Source organism: Spirillospora sp. CA-294931 (genome assembly GCF_050946795.1).
Classification (GTDB): Bacteria; Actinomycetota; Actinomycetes; order Streptosporangiales; family Streptosporangiaceae; genus Spirillospora.
On record NZ_CP192006.1, the window covers coordinates 1,330,820 to 1,346,540 of the forward strand.

At 67.9% G+C, this 15,721-nt stretch carries 15 protein-coding genes and 1 tRNA gene; 8 read left to right on the forward strand and 8 right to left on the reverse strand.

Annotation, left to right across the window (positions count from 1 at the left end; all coding sequences use genetic code 11):
* Positions 1–3 precede the first annotated feature (3 nt).
* Complete coding sequence (locus tag ACQPY4_RS06275; protein ID WP_433333369.1) at positions 4–708, forward strand: iron-containing redox enzyme family protein; 705 nt, start codon at positions 4–6, stop codon at positions 706–708.
* A gap of 21 nt (positions 709–729) precedes the next feature.
* Positions 730–1,992, forward strand: a complete 1,263-nt coding sequence (locus ACQPY4_RS06280) for an MFS transporter (RefSeq protein ID WP_433333371.1) — start codon at positions 730–732, stop codon at positions 1,990–1,992.
* Here the strand turns inward: ACQPY4_RS06280 and ACQPY4_RS06285 are convergent.
* The 4 genes from ACQPY4_RS06285 to ACQPY4_RS06300 all read right to left on the reverse strand — a co-directional run bounded on the left by ACQPY4_RS06285 (position 1,924) and on the right by ACQPY4_RS06300 (position 5,709).
* On the reverse strand, positions 1,924–3,117 hold the full coding sequence (locus ACQPY4_RS06285) for an RNA polymerase sigma factor (protein WP_433333373.1): 1,194 nt from the start codon (positions 3,115–3,117) through the stop codon (positions 1,924–1,926). The genes ACQPY4_RS06280 and ACQPY4_RS06285 overlap by 69 nt on opposite strands.
* Complete coding sequence (locus tag ACQPY4_RS06290) at positions 3,102–3,476, reverse strand: YciI family protein (protein WP_433333375.1); 375 nt, start codon at positions 3,474–3,476, stop codon at positions 3,102–3,104. Before ACQPY4_RS06290 ends, ACQPY4_RS06285 begins: the two co-directional genes overlap by 16 nt.
* Positions 3,477–3,488: 12 nt before the next feature.
* Complete coding sequence (locus ACQPY4_RS06295; protein WP_433333377.1) at positions 3,489–4,073, reverse strand: dihydrofolate reductase family protein; 585 nt, start codon at positions 4,071–4,073, stop codon at positions 3,489–3,491.
* 124 nt (positions 4,074–4,197) lie between these two features.
* Positions 4,198–5,709 (reverse strand): hypothetical protein, encoded by a 1,512-nt coding sequence (locus ACQPY4_RS06300; RefSeq protein WP_433333379.1) that lies wholly within the window; start codon positions 5,707–5,709, stop codon positions 4,198–4,200.
* Between the two features lie 11 nt (positions 5,710–5,720).
* Here ACQPY4_RS06300 and ACQPY4_RS06305 point away from each other — a divergent pair, with 11 nt between their 5' ends.
* The gene (locus ACQPY4_RS06305; protein ID WP_433333381.1) at positions 5,721–6,107 is read left to right on the forward strand and encodes a winged helix-turn-helix transcriptional regulator; all 387 of its coding nucleotides are present in this window, start codon (positions 5,721–5,723) and stop codon (positions 6,105–6,107) included.
* 330 nt (positions 6,108–6,437) lie between these two features.
* On the opposite strand, the gene ACQPY4_RS06310 is transcribed toward ACQPY4_RS06305, so the two are convergent.
* On the reverse strand, positions 6,438–6,833 hold the full coding sequence (locus ACQPY4_RS06310; RefSeq protein WP_433333383.1) for a hypothetical protein: 396 nt from the start codon (positions 6,831–6,833) through the stop codon (positions 6,438–6,440).
* 117 nt (positions 6,834–6,950) lie between these two features.
* Between ACQPY4_RS06310 and ACQPY4_RS06315 the strand changes: the two genes are divergently transcribed.
* Positions 6,951–8,444 (forward strand): hypothetical protein, encoded by a 1,494-nt coding sequence (locus ACQPY4_RS06315; RefSeq protein WP_433333385.1) that lies wholly within the window; start codon positions 6,951–6,953, stop codon positions 8,442–8,444.
* Positions 8,445–8,817: 373 nt separating this feature from the next.
* On the opposite strand, the gene ACQPY4_RS06320 is transcribed toward ACQPY4_RS06315, so the two are convergent.
* Complete coding sequence (locus tag ACQPY4_RS06320; protein WP_433333387.1) at positions 8,818–8,979, reverse strand: hypothetical protein; 162 nt, start codon at positions 8,977–8,979, stop codon at positions 8,818–8,820.
* Between the two features lie 306 nt (positions 8,980–9,285).
* The gene (locus tag ACQPY4_RS06325) at positions 9,286–10,014 is read right to left on the reverse strand and encodes a hypothetical protein (protein ID WP_433333389.1); all 729 of its coding nucleotides are present in this window, start codon (positions 10,012–10,014) and stop codon (positions 9,286–9,288) included.
* Positions 10,015–10,229: 215 nt separating this feature from the next.
* On the opposite strand from ACQPY4_RS06325, the gene ACQPY4_RS06330 reads away from it, so the two are divergent.
* Positions 10,230–11,102, forward strand: a complete 873-nt coding sequence (locus tag ACQPY4_RS06330; protein ID WP_433333391.1) for a helix-turn-helix domain-containing protein — start codon at positions 10,230–10,232, stop codon at positions 11,100–11,102.
* Positions 11,103–11,105: 3 nt separating this feature from the next.
* On the forward strand, positions 11,106–11,327 hold the full coding sequence (locus tag ACQPY4_RS06335) for a DUF397 domain-containing protein (protein ID WP_433333393.1): 222 nt from the start codon (positions 11,106–11,108) through the stop codon (positions 11,325–11,327).
* A 951-nt stretch (positions 11,328–12,278) separates the two neighbouring features.
* Here the strand turns inward: ACQPY4_RS06335 and ACQPY4_RS06340 are convergent.
* Positions 12,279–12,351: transfer RNA gene (locus ACQPY4_RS06340), tRNA-Arg, on the reverse strand.
* 686 nt (positions 12,352–13,037) lie between these two features.
* On the opposite strand from ACQPY4_RS06340, the gene ACQPY4_RS06345 reads away from it, so the two are divergent.
* Together ACQPY4_RS06345 and ACQPY4_RS06350 are read left to right on the forward strand one after the other, a co-directional pair.
* Positions 13,038–14,066, forward strand: coding sequence for a D-alanyl-D-alanine carboxypeptidase family protein (locus ACQPY4_RS06345; RefSeq protein ID WP_433333395.1), 1,029 nt, complete (start codon positions 13,038–13,040; stop codon positions 14,064–14,066).
* Positions 14,067–14,412: 346 nt separating this feature from the next.
* Positions 14,413–14,691 (forward strand): carboxymuconolactone decarboxylase family protein, encoded by a 279-nt coding sequence (locus ACQPY4_RS06350; protein WP_433333397.1) that lies wholly within the window; start codon positions 14,413–14,415, stop codon positions 14,689–14,691.
* Positions 14,692–15,721 lie beyond the last annotated feature (1,030 nt).

The following is a 15,721-nucleotide window of genomic DNA, read 5'->3' on the forward strand; positions in this document are numbered from 1 at the left end:
GACATGGGAGAGACCACTATGGACAAGCTCAGCCGGGCCCATCTGGAAGGACTGGCCCTGGAGCTCACCGAGCGCCAGTTCGAGCAGGTGCCGGTGCTGCGCGGATTCTGCGACGGCACCTGGACCGACCGCGACTACTACACCCGATTCATGATCGAGACCGTCCTGCAGATCCGGCTGGACAACATCGCGGACGCCTACGCCCTCTACAAGGCCAGCTTCGGCGACTACCGGCTCGCGGCGAAGCTGGCCAAGTACCTGGCCGACGAGATCGGGCACGAGGGCATGTTCGTCCGCGACCTGGCCGCGCTCGGCGTCACCCTGGACGAGATCAACGCCACCGAGCCCTTCCCCGGCACCGCCAGGACCATGGCCTATCTGCGGCTCGCGACCGACCAGCGCGGCCCCGCCCCCGTCGCGCTGTGGGACTGGTATCTCGAATGGTGGTCCGACCGGTACGCGCCCGCGCTCGTCGGCCGGGCCGCCAAGGAGTTCGGACCCCAGTGCGCGCGCGGCGCGCAGGCCCACATCGACCTGGACGGCTCGCACGGCCACGACGACATGATGTTCGAGACCACCGCCCAGGCCGTCGAGCTGTACGGCTCACCCCGGTCGGCCTACGCCGACCTGAAGATCTTCATCGACTACAACTCGGAGCAGTTCGTCGAGCTCTACGACGCGACGGTGGGAGCCAGGGCGGCCACCTAGCCGAACGAAACGCAGCGCTCGATGCCCTTCCGGGACAGCCTCGCCTTCCACCGGGACTTCCGGCGGCTCTGGATCGGTGACGCCGCCAGCCAGATCGGCGCGACGACCAGCCTGTTCATGCTGCCCCTGCTCGCCGCCCAGACCCTGGACGCCACCCCCGCCCAGGTAGGTCTCGTCTCGACCGCGCTGACGGCGTCGTTCCTCCTCCTCGGCCTGCCCGCCGGCGTCTGGGTGGACCGCGCCCGCCGCCGCCGGGTCCTGATCATCAGCGACATCGGCCGCACCCTCGCGCTCGCCTCGCTCGTCCCCGCCGCCGCCTTCGGCGTGCTGACCCTGCCCCAGCTCTACGCCGTCGCGCTCGTCTACGGCGCCCTGACGGTCTTCTTCGACGTGGCGTACCAGAGCTATCTGCCGCACCTGGTGGGCACCGACCGGCTGGCCGAAGGCAACGCCAAGCTCGCCTCCACCCAGTCGATCGCCCAGATGAGCGGCCCGACGGTGGGCGGCCTGGCCGTCCAGGCCCTCAGCACCTCCTACGCCGTGGTCGCCAACGGGCTCTGCTTCGCCTGGTCGGCCGTCTGGATCGCGTTGATCAGGACGCGCGAACCCCGTCCGCCCGCCGTCCCGGACCCCCATCTCGGCCGGGAGGCCGTCGAGGGCCTGCGCTTCGTGTTCGGCAACCGGCCGCTGCGCGCGATCGCCGCCAGCACCGGAACGTTCAACCTGTTCCGGATGGCGAGCCAGCCCATGATGATCGTCCTGCTCTCCGCCCAGCTCGGCCTCTCCGCCGGCAAGGTCGGTCTCTTCTTCACCATCGGCGCCGCGGGTGGGGTCGCCGGTGCCCTGTGCGCCCGCCGCATCGCCATGTCCGCAGGACAGGGCCGGACGATCTGGATGAGCATCGCGCTGACCGGGCCCTTCGGCATGCTCGTCCCCCTGGCCCAGGACGACTGGCGGTTCTGGCTCGCCGCCGCGGGCGAGTTCGCGGTGGCCTTCGGCGGCATGGTCTACGACGTCGCGCAGATCAGCTACCGCCAGGCCCTGTGCCCCGAACGGCTGCTCGGCCGGATGAACGCGACCATGCGCTTCCTCGTCTGGGGCACGATGCCCCTGGGCGCCCTGCTCGGCGGCACCCTGGCGTCCCTCATTGGCATCCGCGCCATCATCTGGCTCGCCGCCCTCGGCATGGCCCTGGCCTTCCTGCCCGTCTTCCTCTCACCCCTCCGCACCAAGCGTGGCCCGCCGCTCAAGAAACGACCGCGCCGCCGCGTCATCAGTGAGTGAGGCCGCTCGGCCATACGCCACCACCGCTTCCTCTTGCCGTCCCAGCCGTGCCAGGAGATCACCCCGCGTCGCGTGGTACGGCTGGAACTGCTCGCGCTCGGGAGGCAGCGCGTCCAACAGCACTAGCGCGTCCCCGGGGGACTCGATCTGCCCTATGACGGCCGCGTGCGCGACGCGGCTGCCCAGGCTCGGCGCGACGGCGACCAGCGCGGCGTACAGGGTGCGGAGCGCGTGCCAGTCCGTCCGGCCGGTCCGGGCCCGATCACAGTGGACGGCCTGGATCGCCGCCTCCAACTGGAACCGTCCGGGAGCCCGCCCCGGCCGCTCGGCCCTGCGCAGACACGCCTCGCCCTCGGCGACCAGAGCCCGGTCCCACTCGGACGGATCCTGCCGATCGAGCGGAACGAAGGGCCGCCCGGGCGCCCTGGCCCGCGCCGAGGCCAGGGTGAGCAGACCGGCCAGCCCCCAAGCCTCGGGCTCGTCCCCGAGCAGGGCGGCCGCGGTGACCGCGAGATACCGGGCCTCGCCCCGCTGCGGCCACGCCATGGCATAGCAGCCGTACAGCGCCTCCAGAACCGGCGCGAGCCGCTCGGGCATGGCCTGCCTCCCCGGGACGACGAAGGGGACCTTGGCGTCCCGGATCCGTCGCTTGGCACGCACCAGCCGTTGCGACATCGCCCCGGCGGGCACGGCGAACGCCCGCCCGATCTCTGCGGAGTCGAAGCCGAGCACCGTCTGCAGCATCAACGGTGTGCGGACGTTCGCGGCGATCGCCGGATGCGCGCAGACGAACAGCAACGCCAGCCGCCGATCGGGGATCTCCTCCGGATCGAGGGCGTCCAGCGGGTCTTCGGGGACGGCCTCCAACGGCGCGTAATGCCGGCGATCGGCGGACTTCCAATGATCCCGCTGACGATTCCGCGCGACCGTGAGCAGCCAGCCCTCCGGGTTGTCCGGGACGCCGTCCCTTGGCCAGGTGGTCAGCGCCCGCTCGAACGCCTCCGCCAGAGTGTCCTCGGCGAGCCCCAGGTCACCCGTGGACGCGGCCAGCAGCGCGACCAGCCGTCCATAGGACGTCCGCGCCGCGCGTTCCGCCACGTCCGCCGCCGTCACGACGGAACCCACGAGCCCGCCTCGGTGTGCACGGCCCCGGGACGGACCTCGACCGTGCCCCACGCCACCGGCGGCGCCTGCCGCGCCCATTCCAAGGCGGTGTCGAGGTCCGGCACGTCAATGACGATCACCCCGCCGAGCTGCTCCTTGGTGTCGGCGAACGGCCCGTCCTGGATCCGCAGCTCCCCACCGGCACTGGTCAGCGTCGTGGAGGCGGCGGACGGCTGCAACACCTGCCCGCTCACCAGAATCCCGGCCTGCTCCAACGTCGCGGCATAGCTCGCGAACGCCCGCATACCCGCCTCCACCGCCTCGGGCCCGATCGACTCGTCGCTCTCCTCGGCGTAGTGGAAAAGCAGCATGTACCGCATGTCCCGATCCTCTCAGCAGGTCACGCCGTAGCGCGCGATGACGACACCGGTGCTGGACGTGATCGACTCCGCCAGCCTCAGGTTGGAGCATTCCCCCGCACCGAAGAGCCGGGTACCCGACCCGAGCACGAGGGGATGGATCAGCAGGATGTACTCGTCGACGAGCCCGGCCGCGTGCAGCGAGCGCACGAGCTCACCGCTCCCGATCACGGTGATCACGCCGTCGACCCGCCCCTTCAGCCGCGCGACCGTCTCGACCGCCTCGCCCGCGAGCAGCGTCGAGTTGGGAAACCCCGGCACCGTGCCTTCGTCGCGGGAGACGACGTACTTCCGCTGGTTGACCAGCGCCTCGGTGAACGGGTTGGGCTCGGTGACCGACGTCCAGTGACCCAGCAGGTCCTCGTAAGTCCGGCGCCCGAAGAGCATCGCCTTCGTGGTGGCCATCCCCGACCCGGCGAACTGCCCGCTCACCTGGTCCGCATACCCCTGACCCCAGCCGCCGTGCGCGAATCCGCCCCTGGTGTCCTCGTCCGCCCGCCCGGGCCCCTGCATGACACCGTCCAGGCTGACGCTCTCGAAAACGCTGATGGTGCCCATCTCACTCTCCTCATCTCGATGACCCGACGTAGTGATGACGAGGTCACCACCCCCGAACAGACACCGAGACCAAAGAACAGCCCGACCGAGCGCCCCTGGCCCGGGGGCGGCCGGCCGGCCTCGCTCAGCGGACGACGAGGAGTGAGTGGGGCCCGGGTGGGACCTCGAGCTCCGCGTGCGTGGGTGACAGTCGAGAGCAGTCCGGCCCACCGGAGAGGTCGAAGAACTTCACCGCACCCCGGCGGCGCCGCGGGTCGAAACGGTCGAAGACCGAGAGCGCGACATGGTCGCCCGAGGCGTCGAAGGTGATCCCCTCGGTCAGGACGCCGTCGACCGCGAGGCGCTGCCGTGCGCTGAGCCTCCCGGACCCGGGGTCGAGGTCGAGCAGATCGATCGAGGACCGCGGGGTCAGGCGCTCGTCGTTCCAGGGACGCCAGCTGTGGGTGAGGTTTCCGGTGACCACCCGCCGCCCATCCGGGCTGACGGCGATGCCCTCGGGGCTGATGTCGGTCTTGGCCCGACCGGTCACGCGGTGGCGCCCGCGGGACGCGTCGAACGCGACCGCAGTGATGGTGCCGGGCGGCGGATCGTGGAAATGGCCGGGCACATCGTCGCCCCACTGCAGATCAGTCGAAAGGTAGAAGCGGCCGTCGTCGGTGAATACGCCCTCGTCCGGGAATTTACCGACCCTGACCGGCGCGCCCCACGGCTTCAGCGTCCGGCCCGAATTGCCGACCTCGAAGAAACGGATCTCATCCGCGAAGGGAATGCCGAGCGCGAGATAACGGCCGGACGGATGCCATTCGATCCGGCCGACGCGGCGCACCGACGGAGCACCGGCGGCGGCCAGCTTCTCCGCGCCGACACGGCCGTTGCGTTCCACCCTGTGCAGGACGATGTTCCGGCCCGGCTCGTCGGTGTTGATCGCGAGGAGCGTCCCGTCCGGGCTGAGGCTCAGCGTGTGGGCGTGACGGCCGACGCGGATCTTCTGGATCAGCTTCGGACGCCGGGCGTCCGCGATGTCGACGACCGAGACGACCGCCTCGCTCGGCAGGCCGGTGAAGACGTTCCCCACCTCGGTGACGCCGGGGGGCGGATTGCCTCGCGTCCGCAGGACGTAAACAAGGCGCCCATCTGGAGAAACCGCCATTCCATAGGGCGGACCGACCACCGAGTTGTCGACCTCCGTCTCTCCGGAGACAGGCGGGGGACCTTCCAACCCCGGGACCCCGACCCGGAGCGGAAGGTCGATCACCGTCAGGGCGTCACGCGCGCCGCCGGCGCCGCGTCCTCCCGGCTCCAGACGGCCGTCCATGAAGGCGCTGGCCGGCATGGTGGCATCGCTGAGCACCAGCAAACGCTTCCCGTCGAACGTCCCCGCCGTACACCGCCTCTGGACGGGCGCCGCATCGCCGTCTCCCGGCAGGACGGCCAGACCAGCGGCCAGGGAAAGGACGGGCACGACCAGCGCCACAGACCTTTTCGCTATGCGCATGAATTCCTTCTTTCGCGCAGCACGATATTTCACCGAACCCCCACTCAAGAGATCGGTGACCGACGTTTCTTGCTTGACGAGCCCAAGCCTAGAAGCGCTAGTCTCTATCGGAAAGAAGGCACCTTGGAGTGCGTACCGCACCGGGAGAACTCATGACTGGCACAGCGCCCGCGGAACCGCGTCAGGAGTACAACGCCTTTGTCGCGGGCTGTCCCGCCCGGCAGCTCTACGACCGGATCAGCGACAAGTGGGTCGGCCTGATCATGAGCGCGCTGGCCGAGGACGCGATGCGCTACGGCGACCTGTCCCGCAAGATCGACGGCGTCAGCCAGAAGATGCTCACCCAGACGCTGCGCAACCTCGAACGCGACGGCCTCGTCTCCCGAACGGTCGTCCCCACACGTCCCGTCCAGGTCACCTATGCCCTGACCCAGCTCGGCCAGAGCCTGCTCCCGGTCGTCCGCGCGGTGAAAGGCTGGGCCGAGGGCCACATCGACCAGGTGAACGCCGCCCGCACCACCTACGACAACGCCTCCTGAGCGGCCCGCACACGGTGTCGGCGCTCCAGATGCCCCCAAACGGGGCCCAGTCAATTCGAGGGACGGCACCGGCCGCAGTGGCACGGCAGCCTGAGGGCGAGTCAGGCTCACGAAACCCCAGTGGTCTGGTCGCTCGACTCGCACAATGCGCGGTCCAAGACCGCCGATCGTACCCAAATTCACGTTGGCAATTTCAGCGTCCCGGGCGGCGCTGACGCCGGAGAGCAGGACGTACCGCCCGAGGGCGGACTTGGGCGGTACGAGACCGGAGTGCCGCAACCAATGGACGCAATTTTTGGTTGCGGCACTTTGAAATCTATTCTGAAGCAATCACGACAAGCAAGCGATCGGCAATGCCAATAGGCGGATGATCGATGCAACTTGTGCATGGATGCTCCTAGACCCCTGTTTCCGCCCGGCAGGCGGCCGCCCACGGGCCCCGTCCCGCGCTGTGCGGGACAGGTAGTCGCGCGGGCAAGACAGCAGGTGAGGGCGTGGTTGGACGAGATCCACCGCGATGTCGACCGAGACCAGCACGACAAGTTCGGACCGGATCCGGTTATCAGCGATCGGGTCCCCGCCAGCCCCCATGAAAGCCGCTTCGACCAGGGCGGTGATATCCGGTCGCCATTCTTGGGTGGGTGAACCGTGGTCGGGGGCCACTTTCTCGGAGAATCGCCAGGTCAACGCCCGTGATGGCGCGATGCCGGGAAAACGAATGAACACCGGGTAAATCACTCCTGATCAAAACGCGTCTTTTATGTGACAGAAGTCGGCTCGTCCGATGGGGGTATGGTGCGTTTCAACAGAGTGGTTGGGGTGCTCGCGGTAGCGGGCGCCGCGGTGACATTCGGAGTGGGGACGGCGCAAGCGGCCCCGCGGGCGGCGATATGCGGTGAAGTCGACGGCAGCGTCGATTTCAACGCGGACGGATGCCCCGACCTCGTGGTCGGCGACCCGAACGCCACGGTGGCCGGGAAGGCACGCGCGGGTCGGATCAACGTGGTGTTCGGGGGCGAGGGCGGGAAGGTCACGCCGCTGGTCCAGGGACACGCGGGCGTCGGCGACACCCCGGAGGCCGATGACGGCTTCGGGACGGTCGTGCGGGCGCTCAGGGTCAATTCCGACAACTACACCGACCTGGTGGTCGGCGTGCCGTCGGAGTCGGTCGGGTCGGCCGACAACGCGGGCGTCGTCCACGTGATCTACGGGTCGGCCGACGGGCTCGGCGGCGGCCGGGCCGGCAAGGTGCTGCGGCGGGGCGCCGAGGGCGTCCCCGGCTCGCCCATGGCGGGCGACCAGTTCGGTGCGGCGCTGGGCGTCGACAGGACTCTCCGGACCGACGGCACTCCCGGCGACAGGCCCGCTCCGGGCCTGGCCGTGGGGGCGCCGGGCGTGGACGTGAACGGCGCCGCCGACGCGGGCGCCGCGGGCGTCGTGGCGTTCGATGGCACGGCCGGCGACGTCGCGCAGGCCGCCATGATCACCCAGGACAGCCCCGGCATCAGCGGCGGGCCCGAGGCGGGAGACCGCTTCGGAGCCGCGGTCGATCTGTACGGGGGCGGCGTTTCGGACGAGGTCAGGGGCTACAACCTGGCCGTTGGAGTACCCGGCGAAGACCTGGGGACCGTCAAGGACGCGGGCATGGTCCACCAAGCCTCCGGCCTGAACAGCGACGTCCCGCTGACACAGGACGTCGCGGGGGTGGATGGCGTCGCGGAGGCCGGCGACCAGTTCGGCGCCGCTGTGTCCTACAGCGCCTACCACGTGAACGACGGCCCGTCCGTCGCCTGGCTCGCGGTCGGCGTTCCGACCGAGGACATCGGCTCGGCGGCGGACGCGGGGGCGGTGCATCTGTTCGGCGGTGAGGACGATTACCCGCTGCCGCATCTGCGGAGTGTCAACCAGAACACCCCCGGGATCGTGGGTGCGTCCGAGGCGGGGGACCGGTTCGGCGCGGTGCTGGCCCTCGACACGGGGCGGGGGGCCAACGAGCGCGCGTCTCTCGTGGTCGGCATGCCGAGTGAGGACGTCGGCTCTCTCGCCGACGCCGGCGCGGTCCACGTGCTGAACCCCGAGACGCCGGACAAGAACAACCAGATCTACACCCAGGAGAAAGGGAAGGGCACGCCCCAGGCCGGCGACCGCTTCGGTGCCGCGCTGACCGTCCGTCTCGACCGCATGATGATCGGTGCGCCCGATGACGTGACGTATGACAAGGGCGCCACGCACGACATTAGTACGGACGGCCAAGCTGGGGGCTTCGGGCTGCTCGCCCCGGGCAGCCGAGGCATCCCGGTAGACGGCGCCGTCCGCTTCGGAGCCAGCATCGCCTAGCCAGAACCCGTTGTGGGGCGGTCCCCTCCCGACCGCCCCACAACACCCCGACCTCCCCCGCACGCCTTCACCCGGCGGCCGAGCCACCCGCCAGCCGAGGTGAGGTCGAACAGGCGTCGGGCCGCACGCCTGCACCGGGTAGCCGAGCTACCCACCTCGCCGGTGGTCGAGTCCCCCGCCACGCCCCCGGTAGCCCCGGTCCACTGGCTCACACCGAGCCGTTCCGTTCCGGCCCGCAAGCGGATCGCCACCAATGCCAGCGCCCGGGATCGCCCGGCCGGCCACCTCGTGGACGTTGCCCTCGGTGGGAAACCGGAGCCGATGTCGAGGACCCGGTGGATGCCTTGGACGGCGAACACCTCGACAACTCCGATCAACCAGCTCCTGCTTCGCGCGCGCGTTCCGAGCGATGCCGGGTCAGCGCGATGAACCGCTCGGCGAGTTCCCGGTCGACGTGGTAGCCCTCGGTTCCGCCGAGGAGGTAGTGCGATCGCGTTTCCTTGACGTGGATCTCTCGGGGGCGCGCGGACGTCATGTGCTCGGTGGTGCCACGAACCTTACGATCGAAGGTGATGGCCGCTCGCAGCCGAAACCTCGGGCCCGCTGGGAGACGTATGGGAGATGATCTTGCAGGTTCAAGCGTTGCCGGGACGTGCCCTAGCGTGCTCTACACGCGTCTACCAGGGACAACGCAAGAAAGCCCTGGTGGGCTGACCTGCGCCGCCGACGGAGACCGTGAAGCTCCCCAAGCCCTCCGCCGGTACGACCTGAACAACCTCACTGCGGCGTTGCCTGTGTTGTCCGCGAACTACGATCCCAACTATGTCATCGTTGTAGTTAGCTAACGGCGGCCAGGCCTCAAACTGTTTCTGAGGGTGCTCCATCGGAGGGGCCATTTCGGGGCCCACTGGAGAGAGCCCAATCCGTTGTCGCGGGCGTCCCGATGGATATAGCCGATGTAGGTCGTGTTCTGCACTTGGATCTCTACGGGGTGGAAGGCCGAAGGTTCCAAGCCGTCCAGTTGAGTCTTGACGACGCCACCGAAGATCGATTCTGACACCACCAGGGCCAGGTCCTTTTCGGTCACCCGCAGTTCGTCGTGAAGGATCTGGGAATCCAGGAGGCGGCGCACGACTATCGGCGCTTCGCCTACGGGGCCGAAGCAGCCGGCCACCAGGGTTCCGTGGTGCATTGCCAGGCGGACGCGAACGGGTGGTCGAGGGGCACGCCGGTCATTGACCTCTCTCAGCGCCTCGGCCATCTTTAGGGGATAAGCGGCCACCAGGCTCAGCCCGTCGGTGTCAGCCGGGAGAAAGGCAAGCTCACCATCGCCTGCGACCTGCCGGTACCAGGTGGAACGGTCAAGGCCAGTCCGCACCGCGGCGATGTTCAGGGCGTCGCCGAGGTCCTCTTGGATGCGTATCTGGTCCAGCGTCGACAGGCCGCTGAATCCTTCGACGTCGACGCCCACGACGAAGCGGTAGGCGAGTCTGGCCCCGTCGTGCGTCGCGGCCGGTCCCGGCGCCCGTGGAGACGTGCCAAGGAACTTCGGTCCTGCGGCCACGGTCATCGGCTCCTCCGGCGAGCATCGGGATCATCGCCGTTCGCGCTGTTGGAGATCATCTCCGGCATCGCCTCCTGCGCGCTGGGCAGGTCCCCACTCGCCTCAATCATCCGTAAGTGCAAGCATGTTTGCAAGCTTGCAGGTAAGCTCGCGGGCACGCTCTCGTGCTCGCTTGCATCCGACGCTGCAGACAGGACGCCGCCGTCTGACAGGAGAAGCAGATGCCCGATGCTCGCCCACCAACGGTCCGGGCCCGCCAACTGGCCAGGGAACTGCGAGAATGCCGGTTCGCCGCGGGGCTCACCGGCGAGCAGGCCGCGGCCGAGCTAGGCTGGTCCGCCGCCAAGCTCTCCAGGATCGAGACCGCTCGCTCAGGGGTCACCGTTGCGGACGTCAAACGCCTGCTGGGCCTGTTTCAGATCTCCGAGACACAAGGGGACCGCCTCGTTGATCTGGCACGTTCGGCCCAACGCCGGGGGTGGTGGGAAAGCATCGCCAGCCTGCCGGAGGATTACCGCACCTATCTCGGCCTGGAGGACGAGGCCTCGTTCCTGCGTTCGTTTCGCCTCGGCCCGGTCAACGGCCTGCTGCAGACCGAGCAATACGCGAGAGCCATCATCCGGAACGTCGTCCCCAGACTTCCTCCGGGGGAGATCGAGCAGGCGGTGGAAGTACGGCTCAAGCGCCAAGCCCGCCTTTTGGGGCCAAACCCACTGAAGATATGGACCGTGCTCGAAGAGAGTGTCATACGGAGGCTCATCGGCGGTCCGGAGGTGGCCCGCGAGCAACTCGCCCATCTGCTCACGGTATGCGAGATGGCCAACGTGACAATCCAGATTCTGCCATTCACCAAAGGCGCACATCCCAGTCTCGGCTTTCGGTTCAACATCCTCAGCTTCCATGAGGATCTGCTGCCGGACGTCGTCCACATCGAGGAGATGACCGGTGACATCTTCATCGAGAACGAGAAACGTGCGTTTCGATATATGCTAGCATTTGAGGAGATTCAGCAACGCGCTCTCTCCGAGCAAGAGTCACGAGAATTCATAGCACAAGCGATTGACGATATCGATGAGCTTCGGGCAGGGCAATAATAGATGAAATTCAGCACGCCTTCTCCTAGTTGGCGCAAGAGCAGCCACTCGGGAGAATCTGCCGACTGTGTAGAAGTCGCCGGCCACCGCACGGAACTGGGGTTCTGCGTCCTGGCGCGCGACTCCAAGGACCCGGGCGGCGCGTTTCTGCACTTTTCCCCGTGTGACTGGCGCGCACTTGTGTTCAGCGTGAAAGCCGGGGGGCTTGACCTGACCGAAAATTAGAGTCGCCCGCGTCGATCCGGAAGCCGAATCCTGTGGGCCGATGTGCGAGCGACCATTCCCGAGGGAATGACACTGGGGTGGCTCGGTGGCCCCGGGTTTGTCGGGGAGTTCGTTGCGCACTGGGGTTGCGGCTGCCCGCCGAGTATCGGAACTGGGTGCCCGCTTGTAGGCGTCCTGGAGGGACAGAGAGTCTGCAAAGCGTTAGCTTGAGCCCCCCGACATCTGGACACCACAACAGGGCGCAGAGCTGCCAGAAGGTTGCGAGCCCGGCCCCCGATGCGCAGGTCAAGGGCCACGGCGATCGTCAAGCTGCCCTCGTTTGACTGCTTCTGATCGCAGCTCGCGGGAGGGCCACGGATGGGCCCGGCTGGAGTTCTCACGATTTTGCTGCCAAGCTGCCCCGGGCATTGATTTTCCTGGACATTCCGGAAGGGACTCCGATAATCCCAAAAGCTTTTGAATATAGGATGGCCAACGTGCTCGCAGCATTTGAAAAGTAGGCTCGGGTGTACGAGGCTCTTTCGTCGCAAGCGCCAGTCCGAACACGTCGGACTGTTTTCCCTTCCGTCTAGCGGCGTGCTGGAGAGGCCGCGGCCCTCCCGCCGCCTGACTTGCCCTTGCGGCCACTGCGCTGGACCGGTCGGCCTCTGCCGTAATCGACCGAGGCCACCCCTGGTGCTTCTCTGTCGCCGATCCGCGGGCCGCCAGCTGGCGGCGGGCCAGGCACGACCGGCGGTGCGTCCCTCTACGCGTTGGCCCAGGCGTGAGAAGGAGCGAGGTGCTGGGTGCCCAGATGCGGGAGGTCTCGGCACGTCACAGCGCCGTTTGCGTGGGACGGCATTGGGATGGATCAACCGCAGTTGCCCGCAAACGACCGCATAGAGTTGCACACAACGAAGCCCCTGGCCAGCGTACGTGCTGGTCAAGGGCCTTTTGTTGTGGTCAGAGGTGCGCCCCCGGCAGGATTCGAACCTGCGGCACCCGCTTTAGGAGAGCGGTGCTCTATCCCCTGAGCTACGGAGGCTTGGTGCTGTTCGACGCTAGAGCGTAGCGGACGGCACCTACAGGGTAGAGGACGTGGGGGGTGGGGCGCTCCCCGATATGAGGTGGGCGCGTGGCAGATGATCTACGTTGCGTTATGTCGGTTCGTGGTTCTCTCTGTGCGTGTGGGGCAATCGTGAGTACGATCTCGTCTCGTGACGGGTCGGCATCGAGGAAGAGTGCGCCTGGAAGGGGGCCGTATCGTGTCGGCGATCCGTGTTCCCAGGTGGGTTGTGCTGTTCGTGGCGGGGGTGCTGACGCCCCTGATCCTGGCGGGCATTCTGGCGTTGGGGCTGCAGGGCATGCCTGACTCGTCCCAGCCTGAGAGTTCCCAGGCCCCGCCCGCTCAGGCGGTGCCGGAGCCGGGACCGACGCCCAGCGTCACGCCGGAGACCGGGCCCACCTATCGGGCCTTCGTCCCGCCTCGGACGGAGAAGCCGCGCAGCGTCGCACCGGCGGCCAAGCCGACGGTCAAAGCCAAGCGGAAAGCGCCGCCCAAGCAGGAAAGCCGAAGCTCGCGATGCGCGCCGGGGATGGAGCACATCCCGTGGTTCGGGCGATGGTGCAGATCACAGAGTCGCGTGACTCCGTGAACACAGTCAGATCGACTGTGAACGTGTAGTAGCGTTCCTGCGATCGTTCGGCGTTCGGTCATCAGGAGGAGCCACCGTGCCAACCCCTCGGTCGGCGGCGCTGGTCTCGGTGTTCATGGTGGTGTCGGTTCTCGTCGCCGGAACGCCCGGAAGCGCCGCGAGCGACCCTGTGGAGGCGTTGCGCCGTCAGGCGTCCAAGGCGCGGGAAGAGCTCGAGAAGGCCACCGGGCAGATGACCAGCCGCAAGCAGGAATTGGCCAAGTCCCAGGCCCAGTTGCGGGTGACGCTGCGAGACCTGGCCGCCGCCGAGGCGGGCCTCGATCGCATCAGAGAACCGCTGGCGCGCCTGGCGAACGCGTCCTACCAGCAGCCCGGCGCGGCCGGGTCCATGGCGATCTTCGGTTCCGGCGATCCGGACGAGGCACTGCGGGCCACGGCGGACGTCACCCAACTCGCGCAGAGCCGCGAGGCCCTGGTCAAGCACGCCAACGAACTCCAGGAACGTCGACGGAAATTGGCGTCCACCGCCCAGGACCTGCAGTCGCGGAACGCGGTGGAGCAGACGCGCGTCCAGCAGCAGATCGACGGTCTCAAGCAGAAGTCGGCGCGGCTCACCAAGGACCTGACCGAAATGCTCGACCGGACCCGAGCGGACCGTGACAAACGCCTCCAAATGGGCTGCGACAAGGGCCTGGCGTCCAACGCGCGCCGCTTCCCCAACGGGCTGATTCCGTCCAAGTACCTCTGCGATCTGCCCCAGAAGGGCAACCAGCTCCGAGCGGACGCCGCCCTGGCCTTCTACAAGCTGAACTCCGCCTACAAGCGCAAGTTCGGCAAGGACATGTGCGTGACCGACTCCTACCGCAACCTGTCCGAACAGCACTCGGTCTACGCCCGCCGTCCCGGGTTCGCCGCCGTCCCGGGAACGAGCAACCACGGCAAGGGCCAGGCCGTCGACCTGTGCGGAGGCGTCCAAATCGCCGGCTCCCTCCAGTTCTCCTGGATGGAGTCCAACTCCAAGAAATACGGCTGGTTCCACCCAGCCTGGGCCTACTCCAACCCCTTCGAACCCTGGCACTGGGAATACGGCACCGAAGAAAACTAACAACCCCGCTTGCCCGAACGGCAATCCCCGTCCAAACCAGAAGATGGCGAAGAGCTCCCAGAGCCACTACCCCTCCAAGCCTGCGACGCACGAGTCGAGCCCCAACCACCGCTTCTGGACGCTGTTGTTGGTTTCGCTCAGCGATCGAAACAGAGATTGCAGACGCGCGGGTCGTCCCGCTCCGCAGCCGTGGTGGGCGGTGAAATCTGGTCATCCCTTCTGGACGCCGTCGTGACTGGCTACTGGCCGGGCTGGGACGTGGCTTCGCTCGGCCTAGCGGGGGCTGCCCACGCGTAGAGCCGCCCGCTCATCGGCTGCGGCGCACAAGCCGGACTTGAACACGCCCTTGGACGCCATCACCCCTCTTCACCAACCCGATCGCGGCCAGTGTCGTCAAGTACCTCACTGCGGCGAACAAGGCGATCGATGTTCGACGCTTCCCGCCGCCACGCGTGAACTGGTAAAGATCCGCGCGAGCCAGATCAACGGTTGCAGCTTCTGCCTCGACATGCACAGCAAGGACGCCGCCCACGCTGGAGAGTCCTCCATTCGCCTCCACCTGATCGCGGCCTGGCGCGAAGCCAAGGTCTTCACCGATGCCGAGCGTGCCGCGCCCTGGAACTGACAGAGCAGGGCACTCGCCTGGCGGACGCCGCCGACGGCGTCACCGACGAGGCTTGGGCCAGCGCTGCCAAGCACTACGACGAAGAACAACTCGCCGCCCTCGTGTCTCTCATCGCCCTCATCAACGCCCACAACCATGCGAACGTCATCGTCCAACTCCCCGCTGGCGACTACCAGCCCGGCCAGTTCGGCTAACGAGCACACCGGCCACGACACTGCCCCGAACCGGCCACAACCCACGCGCCCGGACCTCCGCCACCAGCCAGTTCGGGCCGTGCTGCTCGGCTCGCGATCATGTCGATCCACCGCACATCGACAACAGGGGCGCTGGGCTGGCCACGACGGTCGCCACGAGGCCGGGGAACGCTTGTGCGGCAGGGATCTGTCGTCGATGTCCCAGGCACGACGACACCCGGCGCTGGGCCTGTCTGAACGCGACGTCCTGCGCCGGTTCCCGGGGCCTGGTCGCCTGGCCGATTACCCATGGCCCTGCGGGCGAGCCTGCCTAGCGCACCTCGCCATGCTGGCGGCGGCAGTGCTTATCGCTGGGCTCCGCAGCGTTGCGACGGGATGCGCAGTTGAAGCTGAGCCCAAGTGCCCCTTCCGTGCTGCGCTGGAGCAGGTTGGCGCGGGGAGGTGGCGGCCGAGCGCTGGTGCGGGTGACAGTGCGGGCTGCTGCTCCGTGCGGCCGTCTGCCCCGCTGCGCCGTTGTGGCGGGGCTCGGTTGTTCGGTTCGCCACGTGGCCGGCCTAGCGGCGTGACAGGAGCGTGGCCGTGCGTTGCTGGGGTGTATGTGACTTGCGAACTCTCGAGGTGCTTCGGCACATAGGGGAGAACCAGACAGTTGCCGACGGAGACATCGCCAGGAAGCGGGTCACCCGATTGAGCGGCGATGCGACTTCGGCTCGGCGCCGCATGGGTTCGTGGCGGCCGGGACGCTGTGCGGTTGCCGACTTGGGGGCCTGTGACGTTAGTGGAGGTGGCCGGAGATAGGGAACTGGGGGCGCTTGGCTGCAGGGACGCTGAGGGAA

Excerpts from the sequence above, each read along its gene's own strand:
- ACQPY4_RS06275 (WP_433333369.1), top strand. The coding sequence starts at position 4 with ATGGGAGAGACCACTATGGACAAGCTCAGCCGGGCCCATCTGGAAGGA.
- ACQPY4_RS06280 (WP_433333371.1), top strand. The coding sequence starts at position 730 with ATGCCCTTCCGGGACAGCCTCGCCTTCCACCGGGACTTCCGGCGGCTC.
- ACQPY4_RS06290 (WP_433333375.1), bottom strand. The coding sequence starts at position 3,476 with ATGCGGTACATGCTGCTTTTCCACTACGCCGAGGAGAGCGACGAGTCG.
- ACQPY4_RS06295 (WP_433333377.1), bottom strand. The coding sequence starts at position 4,073 with ATGGGCACCATCAGCGTTTTCGAGAGCGTCAGCCTGGACGGTGTCATG.
- ACQPY4_RS06305 (WP_433333381.1), top strand. The coding sequence starts at position 5,721 with ATGACTGGCACAGCGCCCGCGGAACCGCGTCAGGAGTACAACGCCTTT.
- ACQPY4_RS06320 (WP_433333387.1), bottom strand. The coding sequence starts at position 8,979 with ATGACGTCCGCGCGCCCCCGAGAGATCCACGTCAAGGAAACGCGATCG.
- ACQPY4_RS06325 (WP_433333389.1), bottom strand. The coding sequence starts at position 10,014 with ATGACCGTGGCCGCAGGACCGAAGTTCCTTGGCACGTCTCCACGGGCG.
- ACQPY4_RS06330 (WP_433333391.1), top strand. The coding sequence starts at position 10,230 with ATGCCCGATGCTCGCCCACCAACGGTCCGGGCCCGCCAACTGGCCAGG.
- ACQPY4_RS06335 (WP_433333393.1), top strand. The coding sequence starts at position 11,106 with ATGAAATTCAGCACGCCTTCTCCTAGTTGGCGCAAGAGCAGCCACTCG.